At 58.0% G+C, this 12,282-nt stretch carries 9 protein-coding genes; 3 read left to right on the forward strand and 6 right to left on the reverse strand.

Annotation, left to right across the window (positions count from 1 at the left end):
* Positions 1-102: 102 nt before the first annotated feature.
* Both TRESADRAFT_RS06225 and TRESADRAFT_RS06230 read right to left on the reverse strand, forming a co-directional pair.
* Positions 103-3,333 (reverse strand): FlgD immunoglobulin-like domain containing protein, encoded by a 3,231-nt coding sequence (locus tag TRESADRAFT_RS06225; RefSeq protein WP_002703901.1) that lies wholly within the window; start codon positions 3,331-3,333, stop codon positions 103-105.
* Entirely contained in the window at positions 3,333-4,418 is a 1,086-nt protein-coding gene (locus tag TRESADRAFT_RS06230) for a PorV/PorQ family protein (RefSeq protein WP_002703902.1), read from the reverse strand. The genes TRESADRAFT_RS06225 and TRESADRAFT_RS06230 overlap by 1 nt, the downstream gene beginning before the upstream one ends.
* 96 nt (positions 4,419-4,514) lie before the next feature.
* On the opposite strand from TRESADRAFT_RS06230, the gene TRESADRAFT_RS06235 reads away from it, so the two are divergent.
* Genes TRESADRAFT_RS06235 through TRESADRAFT_RS06245 form a run of 3 tightly spaced genes read left to right on the forward strand, consistent with a single transcriptional unit; the run spans position 4,515 to position 8,194 of the window.
* Positions 4,515-5,816, forward strand: coding sequence for a M23 family metallopeptidase (locus TRESADRAFT_RS06235; RefSeq protein ID WP_141607216.1), 1,302 nt, complete (start codon positions 4,515-4,517; stop codon positions 5,814-5,816).
* Between the two features lies 1 nt (position 5,817).
* Complete coding sequence (locus TRESADRAFT_RS06240; protein ID WP_002703905.1) at positions 5,818-6,054, forward strand: zinc ribbon domain-containing protein; 237 nt, start codon at positions 5,818-5,820, stop codon at positions 6,052-6,054.
* The gene (locus TRESADRAFT_RS06245) at positions 6,026-8,194 is read left to right on the forward strand and encodes a polysaccharide deacetylase family protein (protein WP_002703907.1); all 2,169 of its coding nucleotides are present in this window, start codon (positions 6,026-6,028) and stop codon (positions 8,192-8,194) included. Before TRESADRAFT_RS06240 ends, TRESADRAFT_RS06245 begins: the two co-directional genes overlap by 29 nt.
* 18 nt (positions 8,195-8,212) lie before the next feature.
* Here the strand turns inward: TRESADRAFT_RS06245 and TRESADRAFT_RS15045 are convergent, their stop codons facing one another.
* The 4 genes from TRESADRAFT_RS15045 to TRESADRAFT_RS06265 form a co-directional block, all read right to left on the reverse strand.
* Positions 8,213-10,081: a D-alanyl-D-alanine carboxypeptidase family protein gene (locus TRESADRAFT_RS15045; RefSeq protein ID WP_002703909.1), complete on the reverse strand. Its 1,869-nt coding sequence runs from the start codon at positions 10,079-10,081 to the stop codon at positions 8,213-8,215.
* 96 nt (positions 10,082-10,177) lie between these two features.
* Entirely contained in the window at positions 10,178-10,561 is a 384-nt protein-coding gene (locus tag TRESADRAFT_RS06255; RefSeq protein WP_002703911.1) for a hypothetical protein, read from the reverse strand.
* Positions 10,562-10,808: 247 nt separating this feature from the next.
* Complete coding sequence (locus TRESADRAFT_RS06260; protein WP_002703913.1) at positions 10,809-11,408, reverse strand: YigZ family protein; 600 nt, start codon at positions 11,406-11,408, stop codon at positions 10,809-10,811.
* An 11-nt stretch (positions 11,409-11,419) separates the two neighbouring features.
* Positions 11,420-12,253, reverse strand: coding sequence for a hypothetical protein (locus TRESADRAFT_RS06265; protein WP_002703915.1), 834 nt, complete (start codon positions 12,251-12,253; stop codon positions 11,420-11,422).
* Positions 12,254-12,282 lie beyond the last annotated feature (29 nt).

Genomic DNA, 12,282 nt, shown 5'->3' on the forward strand with positions numbered 1-12,282 from the left:
CTCGAAAAAAAACGCGCCCCGGTTTTTCTGTTCGGGACGCGCCTTGCGTTTTTCCGCTTTTGTGACGGAACGGCAGAAAAATCCGTGCCGTTCCGTTTCTCATCACTTTTTCTTGTCGAGGATGAATTCGACGCGCCTGTTCTTCCAGTTGTTCTCCGAATCCGTCCTGTTGACAATCGGCTCCGTTCCGCCCTTTCCTGCGGTGTTGAGCCTGTCGCCCTTGACTCCGTAAGACTTGAGCTGCGACTTGACGAATTCCGCGCGCTGCTTCGAGAGCTTGAGAAGTCCCGGACCGTACTGCGTCGTGTCCTGCTCCTCCTCGATTCTCGTCCCTGACTGGCTGTTCGCGTGGCCTTCGATTGTGACCTCGTAGCTCTTGAACTTGTTGAGAATTTCGGCAATGCGCTTGAGGACGCGCTCGTTCGTCGCTGCCTGCGCCGGGGTGATTCCAGACTTGACGACCTTTCCGCTCGCATCGACAACGCGCACGCCGAAGTCCGCGGCATCCGAACGGAAGATAATCGAAGGAACTGCCATCTTGAGGCGGTTTCCGACTTTCACGACGAGGATGTCGATTTCGATTTTGCCCTCGACGGTGCTCGTCATGCCGAGCGTGTCCGTGACTGTGAACGCGTACGGATAATCCATCGCCGACTGCACGAGCTCGCCTGAGTTGGAGCGTCCGTCCCAGATAATCTGTTCCGCGAGGCTTGATTTTCCGCCTGTCGTCCAGAAGAGCGGTCCTTTTTTCTCCGGGTCTTTCGGGTCGGGGGCGTAAATCTTGAGCGACCAGTCCTTAATCGGCACGATTTCGTTCTCGCGCTTGAGGCTGATGAACAAGTCGTCGTCCTCGCCGTCGTTGTCCGGTGAGAAATACTTCGGCTTCGTCTTGACCGAAAGCTTCGGCGGCGTCACGCAGCTGATGAAGACGCCCGTCGCCGTGTCGATGACGTTTCCTTTCTCGTAGACGATGCTGAGCTTTCCGATATACGCGTTGTCCGCAACGGTATTTCCGTCGTCGCCCTTTCCGTCCCAGACGATTGACTGCGGAATTTTTCCGTCCGTCTTGTCCGACCACGTTTTCGCGACCGTTCCTTCCGTCGTCTCGACCGTGAATTTCCAGCTTTCGATTCCCTCGTTGAGCGAATTCCGTATCGTGAATTTCTGCGTGTCGAGAGAGCCGTTTCCGTTCGGGCTGAACGCGTCCGATTCCGCCGTGACGTACGATTTCGTCTCGCGGTTGTCGATTACGATGTTCGGGATTGTCTCCGTCGCCTTGTTGCCCGCGGCATCCTCGGAAGAGAACGCGATTGAGTACGTTCCGTCCGCGAGGAGGTTTCCTGACGCGTCGCGTCCGTCAAAGCTGAACGACTCGACGCTGCCCTTCCACGTATACGTCCGCACAGACTCGTTCTTGTCGTTGTAGACGCGCGCCGTCCACGATTCCTCCGCGCTCGACTTCGCGCTGACGGGAACGGCGGTCTTCTTGCTGTCCGTCGCCGGCGAGAACACGGAGTAGGGCACGTTGAGCTCGATTGCAGGCGGAACGGTGTCGATGACGAATTTCTGCGACTTCGCGTGAGCCTCGTTTCCGCTTGCAGAAACGGTGTCGAGGAGCGCGATGTATGTTCCGTCCTTGCACTGCATTCCGTTCTCGTCGCCCGTGTTCGCCTTTCCGTCCCAGTTGACGACGGGAAGCTGGATGCGGCTGTCGCCCTTGCGCGAGTCCGCCCAGACTTCCTTTCCGGTGTCCGCGTCGCAGATAGAGAGCGAGTACGAGACGATGTCTGTCGATGCCTTCGGCAGAATCCTGATTTCAGCAGGCCTGTTCGGGTTGAAAGCCGTCTTGTTGAGCGCGATTGAAAGCTCCGTCGGAACCGTGTCGAGCTTGAACGCGATTTTCTGCTGCGCGCTGTTTCCTGCCTTGTCCGTCGCGCTGATTGTGTACGAGTAGTCGCCGTTCTCGGCGAGCTGGTTCTGCGCGTCGTATCCGTCCCAGACAAATTTTTCCGGCGGGAACGCGCCGAAGTCGAACTCGCGGATTGTTTCCCCGCGCGCGTTCGCGATTGTTCCCTTCCAGTTCTCGACAGGCGCGCCCGTCTCGCTCTTCTCGACTTTCTGCGCGATTTCCATATTGTCGAGGTTTCCGTCGCCGTCGGGCGAGAAGACCTTGCTGGAAGCCTGAAGCTCGATTTTCGGCGGCGTGTTGTCGAGCGTGAAAAGCGGCGAGTTGACGGGTGCCGTCTCGTAGCCGTTGAGGTACTTCGCGTTGACCGTCGCCTGATATGCGTTTCCTTCCGTGACCTCGTTTCCGGAATCGTCCTTTCCGTCCCACGTTATCGTGCTCGGCGGGTTGTCAGTCCCGTCGAATCTGCGGTAGACGGTTCCCTTGTCGTCGAAAATCTCGACGGACCATTTCACGAGCTTGTTCCCAGATTTCGGGTCGGGAACGGGAATCTTCACGTCGAACGAAATCGTCTTGATGTCGCCGTTTCCTTTCGGCGAGAAGTATTTTCCGCCGGAGAGGACGATGTTCGTCGCGGGTTTCTCCGCCGAATAGATGATGTTCGCTATCGTCGCCGGAGCCGATTTGTTTCCTGCCTTGTCCGTTGCGCTGACTTCGTACTTGTACACGCCGTCCGCGACAGGAAGCCCGTCGTTGTCCGTTCCGTTCCAGTCGAATGTGAGCGGCTCGCTGTCCGTCCAGCTTTTCTTGAAGACGACCTCGCCCTTCGCGTTTGTGAACGTTCCCGTCCAGCTGTCTTCCTTTGAGCCTGACTGGTTCACGGAGAACACCGTCTTCGCGCCTTCCCCGAAAATCTTGTCGCCCTGGGACGGCTGCGCGAGGGCAATCTCCGGCGGCGTGTTGTCGACGACGACTCTGTTTTTTGACGATGTCTTCTTGTTGTCGTTGTTGTCCGTCGCGGTGAGGTAGTACTGGTATGTGCCGTCGGGTGCGAATTCGCCGTTGTCCATCACGCCGTTCCAGACAATCTCCTTCGGGATGTCGACGGATTTCTTCGGCGTTATGAGCGACTTGAAGAATTCCTTGAGCGTGAGCTTCCCGTCGCGCTTCTCCTTGTATCCTATCGTCCTTATCGTCTCGCCTTTCTCGTTCTCGATGATGAACGTCCAGGAGACGACGTACCGCTTGTCCTTTATCTGAATCGGAACCCTGAGGGAATCCTGCACGCCGTCCGTGTTTTTCGGGGAGATGTAGTTCGTCCTGACGTTCTTTCCGGACTCAAGCACCTCCGCGACCGTTTTCGATTCGGCAAACGCCGCGCCAGAAAGAATGAGCGCGGCCGCCGATGATAGCAAAACCTTTTTCATTACTCGTCACCCCACATGATAATTTCCGGAGCTTCCTCGTCGTTGAGACCGAGGTCCACGACGACGCCCGCGCTGACCGCGTCGACATCCTCGTACAGGCGTTTCCACGCCGCGCCCGCCGTCATCTCGCTCTGCTCCCAGCCGTTCTTCGAAAGGTACGCGCCTTTCGCCTTTATCATGAAGTGGAAGCTCAGCCCGACCGACGGAAGGATGTTCTTGCAGTCGTTGCTGAATTCGCGGAGGTCGTATTCCCATGACGAGCTGAGGCGCACGAAATTGAGCGCGTCAATCTGAAGCCCGACGTCGCCCACGAAATCCTGGAATCCGGGTGCGGACAAGTCGAGCGACAGCCCGAGCTTGAATTTCTCGTGGTCGAGGAGCTTCGCCGCCACCCCGAACCTGGGCGTCGCGATTCCCGGCCACATCCCGTTCTTTGATTTCTCCGCGTCCGACAGCTTCTCGCCGCTGAAATCCCCGATGTCCGCTATGCCGAGGACTTCCGTCTCGGTGTACATTTTTCCGAGGTTCGCAAGCGCGAAGCCGAAGCGCACGTCGCGCAGGAACGAGACGTCGCCGAGCCGGTAGAGCGCGCCGAGTGATGCGCTCGCGGTCCAGTCGGTCCCGTACCCGTAGAAGAGTCCGATGTTCGCGCTCGCCCCGATTGCAAGCTCGTCCGTTATGTCGCGCGCGTAGCCTGCGGTGAAGTTGATGCTGTTTCCGAGCTGCATGCGCTCGTACGGCACGAAAATTCCCTGCACGAGGAATGTCGGGACGCACCATCTCGTCGCCATCGACAGCCCGATGCTGAACGCGCCCCCAAGCGAATGCTCATCGTCCTCGCTGTCGAACAGGAGCGTTCCCGCAAGGTCGAGCGTATTGCGCTGGTTGAATCCCGTAATTGCCGGGTTGTTTACGACGGAATCCGGCGTCGTGATGAAAAGCGGGCCGCCAGCCGTCGAATTCGCGCCGGTCAGTAGCTCCGGGCTGGTTATCTTGAGGATGTTCTGTCCGCCGGCGGGCGGATTGTATGCGAACGCCCCCGCACCGAAAAGAAGCGCAGCCGCCGCTGCTGCCAATTTTTTCATTGAAAAACCTCCCAGTTTTTGTCTTGATGCCATATGATAGTAGAATTTTCGGATTTTGAGTTCATTTCTTTACATTCCCGTGCCGATATATCCAACATGGAAGTCTTCACTTATGTCGGAAGAAGGGCGTCGGCTCTGAGTTTCAGAACCGACGGCGATATAAAATACTCAAAAAGTTCAGCTTTACGTTCCGCATCAAGGGAATCGGTCAGGCCGTTCTCGGAGGTGAAGAAAGACTTGTCGCAGGCGTGCCAGGTTCCGCTGGGCTTCTCGTCGGGATGGAGCCCGCGTTCGGCCTACGTGCCGCCGCGGTCGCGCGAGCCTGTCCGGAATAGTCCGTCAGCCGCCCGTCTTTCCGTCCAGTCGATTGCGTTCGCGTTCTGCTCCCTCGCGATTTTTTCGGTTGTTCCGTTCCTCGTTTTTAATTTTCTCGACAGAAAAGTCGATTCGCTTGATTTCTCGCGCTTTTTCAGTTTTTCGGAGTCGGGGAGCGGCGACGCCATCGTTTCCTTTGCCGACACGAGCCTTGATTCCGTCATTCCCGTCGCGATGGAGCGTTTTGCGCTCGTCAAGCCGCAGACCGAGGCTGTTTTCGACAGCAACGGCAACATACTCCTTTCCGACGGGACTGTCCTCTCTTCGGCAAGCGTCGTTTTCAGCGAGCCGGTGACTTTCTCGACGTACACCGTGAAAAGCGGCGACACAATCGGCTCGATAACGTACGGGAGCGGATTGCGGAACATTTCGACGCTCATCGCGGTGAACGGGATAAAGAACGTGCGGACGATACGCGCTGGGCAGAAGCTCCGCATACCGTCGCAGGACGGGCTCGTGCATATCGTCGCCGCGGGGGATTCGCTCAACGCGCTTTCCGTGAAGTACCACGTCAGCGTGGAGGAGCTGCTCGACACGAACGACCTTTCGGGCGACGTCCTGACGAAGGGGATGGAGCTGTTCATCCCCGGCGCGAAGATGGACTACACGGCGCTCAAAAGCGCGATGGGCGAGCTGTTCAGCTATCCGCTCCAGTCTGGATGCTGGCGGCTCACCTCGCTGTTCGGAAAGCGGAAGGACCCGATAACGGGAGCGCCTTCGAGCCATACCGGAATCGACATGGCGGCGCCGAAGGGGACGACGATAAAAGCCGCGATGAGCGGGAAGGTCGTCAAGGCGATGTATTCTCCCGTTTACGGAAACTACATAATAATCGACCACGGAAACGGCTATCAGACGCTCTACGGCCACATGACGAAATACGTCGTTTCCAGGGGGCAGTACGTGGAGCAGGGGCAGCGCGTCGGGTACGTCGGCTCGACCGGATACTCGACGGGGCCGCACCTGCATTTCACCGTTTACAAGGACGGGCGCCTTGTGGACCCGCTCTCCCTGCTGAAGTGATATGACGTTCGTTTGCAACTGCAAGAACTGCGGAAGGACAATCGAGCGCGATTTCAACTATTGTCCCTGGTGCGGCGCGAAAAAAACGCTCGGGATTCCGCATTCCACCTCGGAGGAGGTTTTCAACGAGCTTGAGCAGAAGCAGATTTCCGCGCTTGAGGAACGGATTGCCGAAATATACCGCAGGCTCGACGATTTGGAGAGCGATTTTGGTTCGATGTCGCGTTCTTCTGAATAAAGCAAAACTGTTTTTCGTTTTTCTCTCCCTCCTGCTGCCGTTTTCCGCGCCGGCGGAATTGTTCTCGAATCCGCGTCTCGGCGGAAACGGGCGCGTCTCGTTCGAGGTCGTGACTGCGGGGCTTACGGGCGCGCGCACCTTGGTCTGTGCCGATGTCGCCGGCGGAGAATTCGATTTGCTGACGTGCTATCCCGAGCGGATGGAGCTTCTTTCCGGCGGCTCCGTCCTGCAAATACGGAACCAGTTCGGCACGGCGCGCTATTCGTCCGTCTCCGGCGACCTGATTTGGGTTTCGCGGACCAATTCGTTTGCGGGAAGAAAATCCGGGCCGGAGGCCGTGAGCTTCGACGGGCGGTGGGTGTGCTTCGTGCGCAGGAAAAACGCCGTCCGCGGGGAGCTTGTTCTTCGGAGCGCGTCCACCTCCGAGGAGAAAGTGCTTGCCGCGGACGTTCCCTTCTCGTTTTCGGCGGTTCCCGTAAAATGGTCGCCCGACAGCCGCATATTCGTCTACGAAGCGTGTGGGCGGCTTTTTTTCTGCGATCCCGACGCCGAGATGAAGAACCTCCAGCCCGACGAATCTTTTCGGGAGATTGGCGGCGGCGGCATAAATTCGATTGAATGGTCGTCTTCTCCTTTCGGGAGAAGCTCCCTCGTCTACATAGACGGCGACATCGTGTACCGGATAAGCGCGAACGAGATTCACACGCGCGGGCTTTACCGGAAACTCGTCGGGATAGGCTCGGTGTCGGCTCGCCTTCCGTTTTCGTTCGACCCGGGAAGCGACCTGTTCTGGGCGGACGGTGAGAGCGTCGCCGTCCTGAAATCGGGGAACGTTTTGAGCGTGTTCGGGCGCGGAGTCGATTTTTCCGCGGCTCTTTCCCCTCCGTCACTTCCCGTTTCAGACTGCGCGGTCTTCTGGTTCGGCGGGAAGCCCCTCGTCTGGTTCTGCGACGCGCGCTCTTCCTCCGTGATGCTCCTTTCCGAAGGCTCACTCGCCACGCTTTCCCGCTCGTCGTCCCGCGTCCGCCCGTCGCTTTCCCCGGACGGGAGCCTCATCGCCCTCGCGACGGACGACGCGCTTGAGGTGCGGGACGGCTCGTTCTCGGTCGTGGCGAAGTTCTCCGGCGAGAAAATCGTCTCGTGCGTTTGGGGCGGAAATTCGTCGATTTTTGTGGGAAGCGAGAAATGCGTCTCGTTGTGGGATTTCTCGCGCGGAAAAAATGTGCGGAAGACGCTTTTTCTTTCGTCCGTCGCCTCGTCCGCGTGGGTGAGCGGGCGGAACGTCGCGCGCGCGTGCGACGGCACCCTTTTCGAATACGTTCCCGCCTCGTCGTTGTGGCGCGAGATTGATTCCACGTCCGGATTTGCCCGCCTCGTCGACGGCTCGATTTCTTCCAGGCAGGTTCAGGACGGAAAATACCGCGTCTACGTCGGGAAAAGCGCATCCGGGCGCGACGGCGTTTTTGTCAGGACGCTTTCGGGCGACATCGAGACGCGCGACATCGTTTCGGGTGCGGGGGGCGGCTCGTACAAAGGCAGGGTGGAGCTCGTCTTTGACGCGCTCGACAGCGACGAGGGGCTCGATTTCGTCCTTTCTGTCCTCGATTTCTACAATATAAAAGCGACTTTTTTCATCAACGGCGAATTCATACGGCGGTTTCCCGAGAAGGTGCGGATGATTGCCGGGCGGAACCACGTCTGCGCGTCGATGTTTTTCTCCGGCGCGAACCTGCTGGAACTTGCGCGTGACGGATACGTCGTTGACGGGGATTTCATCGCGCGGGGGCTTGCCCGGAACGAGGACGAATTCCTCGCCGCCACGGGGAAGGAGCTTTCGCTTTTGTGGCACGCCCCGTTCTACAAGGCGACGCAGGCGATGAAGGAGGCGGGAGCGCGCGCCGGATACGAATACTTCGAGGCGGGGCGGTTCAGCCTCGATGCCGCCGATTATGCTGACGGGAACGGCGGGCGGTGGCACATGAAATCGTCGGAAATCGTCCTCTTCTATGTCGAAAACTCATTCCCCGGCTGCAGGATTCCTGTCACCATCGGGAAATCGTCGTCGGGAAGGGCGGATTACCTCTACCAGAAGCTCGACCTTCTCGTCGACGCGCTCATTTCCGAGGGGTTTTCTTTCTGAATCCCGCCTTTTCTCTGCTTATCTGTTTTTTTCGAGGGAGCCTTTTGCGAGCGTCCCGAAAAAACGCCCCGCGATTCCGGCGCTCTCAAGCGACCTGTCCGCGACGAGCGGAACCGTCTCGAGCGTGATTTCCCCGAGCTTGTATTTTACCGAGCCGTACTGCGCGCCGAGCTTGACGCCCCCGTACAGGTACGGCGGCACGTCGACGACGACCTTCACCGCGTCGGCGCTGTCCTTCGCTGTGCTTCCGAAAAGATGCGGGACGGTAATCTTGTTTTTCCAGGCGGGAACGAGGTTGACGAATTTCCCGTCGTTCCCCTTCGACGCCAAAGACGGAACGGGAAAAACGAGAGACGTGTCCTTCCCCGGCTCGTAGTCCGCGAACGTCGAGAACGCCCATTCCATCAGCTCCGTCCCGTCGTGGATGCGCCCCTCGTTTCCCTGCTTCGTTCCCTTTCCTTGTCCCTGAAGCGTTATCGAGAGGAACCGCTGGCCGTTCCGCGATGCCGTGAGCGCGAGGTTGTAGCCGCTTTCGTATATGAACCCCGTTTTCAGCCCGTCGACGCCGTCGAGTTTCCCCAGCAGCGGGTTCGTGTTCGAGTGGTGGATTGCGAGCGTGTCGCCGTAGTTTTTCTGCCAGCTCGGAAGGTTTTTCTGAAGCGGATAATCGAGCGACTTGAGCGAGTGGAATTCCTCTATCGACTGCGGGAAGTGCGTGACGTAAATCCGCGCGAATTCGGCAAGCTCGCGCGCTGTCGTTATGTTGTTCTCGTCGTAACCGCTCGGCTCGACGAAATACGTTTTCTTGAGCCCGAGCGCCCTGCATTCCGCATTCATCCGCGCGACGAAATCCTCCTGCGTGCCGCTTATGTAATATGCGACCGCCCGTGCCGCATCGTTTCCGCTCGCGACGGCAAGGCCCGCCATAAGCTCCCTCAGCGTGACGGTCTGCCCCTGCCCGAGGTGCATGAGCGACGCGTCCCTCGGAAGGTTCACCGCCCACGAAAGCTCGGGAAGCGGCACGATGTCGTCCATGGTGATTTTTCCCGCCTCGACTTCCTTGAAGACGATGTACATGACGAAAAGCTTCGTGAGGGAAGCCGGGGGAATCAGTCTGTCCGCGTTCTTCTCGTAAAGGACGCATCCGTTCGCCGTGTCCACGAGAACAGCCGCGCCTGCCCTGACGTCGAGCTTCGCGGGCGTCGTCCTGTACGGAAGCGGGCGCAGTTTTTCGGAGCGCTCGTCGGCGAACGCCTCGTCGAGAATCGATTCGAGCGCGGCCTTTTCCGCGTCGCTCGCCTCGCGCGCCTTCCATGTTTCCCTGAATCCCGAAGCCCAGATGTTTAACGCGCAGACCGACACGAGCGCGACGAATAGGGCAGACAGCGCGATGACAATCCTCCGCATCGCTTTTGACAATGACATGAATTTCCTCCTGATGGCGGACAGTTTCCGAATCGGCGCCGCGTCCCGTATTCCGCCCCGTTTTTCTTCGCCCGCCTTTCCAGCCGACGGTGATTTTCCGCCGATTATCCCGGCAAAATCGCCCGCCGTGTTCTTTATGCTTCGTATTATGTCGCCGGGAAAATCGTAGGGAACGGCTTCGTTGTATTCGCTTTCGGCTTTGCGCTTCGGCTTCTTCCTCATTTCGGTTTTCTGTTTCTTGTTTCCGGCTTTTGTTCCTGGCGGAATGAGCTTTTCGAACAGCGCCGCGAGAAATTGTCCCCCGCGTTTTTCATCCCCGTGTTCCGTGCCGTCGACGCGCCGTATGATGTTCCCGTGCCTGTCGAGGACGACCGACGGGTTCGCGTTCTTTATCCGCTTGAGCTTCTTGGGGCGTTTCTTCTTTTCCTCTCCGCGCTCCGTGTTCTTTTTGATGAGCTTCATGACCAGATTGTACCATTTTTCCGGGGCGTTGAAAAACACGGCGCGCTGGGGCGCAAAAAAATCCCGGATTCATCTGGTGAACCCGGGGATTGTCTCCTATTTCGTGATGCGGAAATCGTCAACGTAGCTGAACGTTATCCGCTTCCGCCCGATGCGCATGTCCGCGTATGTGTCGTTCTTGTAGAGAAGCACCTCGCTCGCCGTGCTGAACAGCGGGTCGAGCACCGTCGCCGTTATCGTCATGCTGTCCGAATTCGCGTCGTGCTGGATGTCGTAATCGAGAATCGAATAGCGGTTGTCCCTGCTCGGCGTGTAGTAGACCATCGTCTGCTCGTGCTCGTTTATCGTGATGACGACTTTTCCTGTTTTTGCGACTCCCGTGAAGTCAAGTTTCTGTACTTGTTCCGCGCCTGCGCTGAAGCCGGCGAAAATGGAGATGGCAAGAGCAGGCAGAATTCTCTTGATGCAGTTTCTTTTCATGGTGTACCCCCTTCGTCGGCCAGGACGGCAACAGTGCCGGACAGGCCGATTGCGTTTGCTCTTTTTCTGGACAGATTCCAGGCTTTTCACTTTCCGAACATTTTCTTTGGCTTTTTTTTATTTATGCGAGAGGAAAAAATCGGGAGCGGCCCCGTTCAGGAAGCCGGACATGTCCATTATACCCCATAATTCGCGTTCTGATGAAAAAATCGTCGCGCAGCGCGCCGTTTGCTTTTCGCCGTCCGCTTCATTCCCCGAGCGGCGTCGCGGCGACCTTCCCGTTCGTCCTGTCGAAAACGGAGGAGGCAAGACGCGGGAATTCGGAAAGCGGGACCGACGCGCCCACGCGGACGTTCTCCCCGAATTCCTCGCTCATCGCGCTGACGGTGAATTCCTCGAGCGCTTTTTTTACGACGTTGTACTGCTGGTAGTCGCATGAAATTTCGAACGCCTGCTTCTCGACAAGCTCTTCCGTTTCTGTCGCGTTCAGGACGCCGCGCGCGCCGTCGCCGTACGCATGGACGAGCCCGCCCGTTCCCAGAAGCGTCCCGCCGAACCATCTCGTCACCGTTATGAGAATGTTCGTGCAGCCGCTTCCTTTCAGTATGTCGAGCATCGGCCTGCCCGCAGTTCCGCCCGGTTCCCCATCGTCGCTCATCCCCATGATTTCCGCCTTCTTGCCGCAGATGAACGCGTGGCAGACGTGCGTCGCGTCGGCGTATTTCTGCTTCTGGCTTTTTAGGATTTCCCTGACTTCCTGCTGCGACGAGACGGGAAAACTTTCCGACAGGAAGCGGGAACCTTTTATAATCTGCTCGAATGACGATTGCCCGAGGGGAACTCTCATTTTTTTTCTCCTTATGCCTCGATTGCGATGAGCTGCCCCGTCTTCGTCTCGGTAAGCGAGTCGTACATCACCGCGACGGAGAGGAGAATCCGTATCGCCGCGGTGTATGCGTTGAGGAAATAGACGAAATCGAGAATCATGACGAGGATTCCGAGCGATTTGACATGGCTCAAAAAAGAGATGATGACGGAAAGAATTATCGCAACCGCAAGCCTCGTCCCCGCCGCCTTCACCGCGAACACGATGAGCCGGATGAAATTCGCGCGGGAGACGGACAGGCGGAGGCTTTTCCACATCGCCCAAATCCCCGTTTTTTGTGGGTTGTCAATCCGGAAGAAAAACGCGAACGCGAACGGCAGCGCGGCGAAAACGAATGCGAGGAGCGCGAACGCCAGCACCCTTACCGAAACTGCCCGGAACAGCGCGTCCATCGCGCTTTCGCCGCTCCGTTCCGCAAGAAAATCCCGAGCGGCGTTTGACACAATCGCGTCCGACGCGAAGAAGACCGCCGCAAGGACGATGAGGAACGGGACGACGACGGGAAGCGAGAGCCGCGGCTTCCGGAACCCGTGGAAGAGGAATCCGAGCGTGACGAATTCGTCGCGCACCATCCGGAGCAGGACTGTCGCGAACCCGAAATGCAGCGAGAGCGTGACGACTGCCGCCACGATTTCCAGCGCGTAGAATGCGCCCGTCCTGATTTCGAATCCGAGAACCGCGAAGAGAAGCGCGCTCGCCGCGACCGACTGGAGTATTATCATAAGGAAAAGCGTGTATACCATTTTTCCCATATTGCGTTTTGCGACCGATTCGAGCGTTGCCATCATCTGCGCCGTAGTTTTCATGTGTACCTCCGTTGAAGAAAATCCGCGCG

This window comes from Treponema saccharophilum DSM 2985 (assembly GCF_000255555.1).
GTDB lineage: Bacteria > Spirochaetota > Spirochaetia > Treponematales > Treponemataceae > Treponema_D > Treponema_D saccharophilum.

Coding starts and splice junctions, on each gene's coding strand:
- TRESADRAFT_RS06265 (WP_002703915.1), bottom strand. CDS start 12,253: ATGAAAACTACGGCGCAGATGATGGCAACGCTCGAATCGGTCGCAAAA.
- TRESADRAFT_RS06255 (WP_002703911.1), bottom strand. CDS start 10,561: ATGAAAAGAAACTGCATCAAGAGAATTCTGCCTGCTCTTGCCATCTCC.
- TRESADRAFT_RS06240 (WP_002703905.1), top strand. CDS start 5,818: ATGACGTTCGTTTGCAACTGCAAGAACTGCGGAAGGACAATCGAGCGC.
- TRESADRAFT_RS06260 (WP_002703913.1), bottom strand. CDS start 11,408: ATGAGAGTTCCCCTCGGGCAATCGTCATTCGAGCAGATTATAAAAGGT.
- TRESADRAFT_RS06225 (WP_002703901.1), bottom strand. CDS start 3,333: ATGAAAAAGGTTTTGCTATCATCGGCGGCCGCGCTCATTCTTTCTGGC.
- TRESADRAFT_RS06235 (WP_141607216.1), top strand. CDS start 4,515: ATGGAAGTCTTCACTTATGTCGGAAGAAGGGCGTCGGCTCTGAGTTTC.
- TRESADRAFT_RS15045 (WP_002703909.1), bottom strand. CDS start 10,081: ATGAAGCTCATCAAAAAGAACACGGAGCGCGGAGAGGAAAAGAAGAAA.
- TRESADRAFT_RS06230 (WP_002703902.1), bottom strand. CDS start 4,418: ATGAAAAAATTGGCAGCAGCGGCGGCTGCGCTTCTTTTCGGTGCGGGG.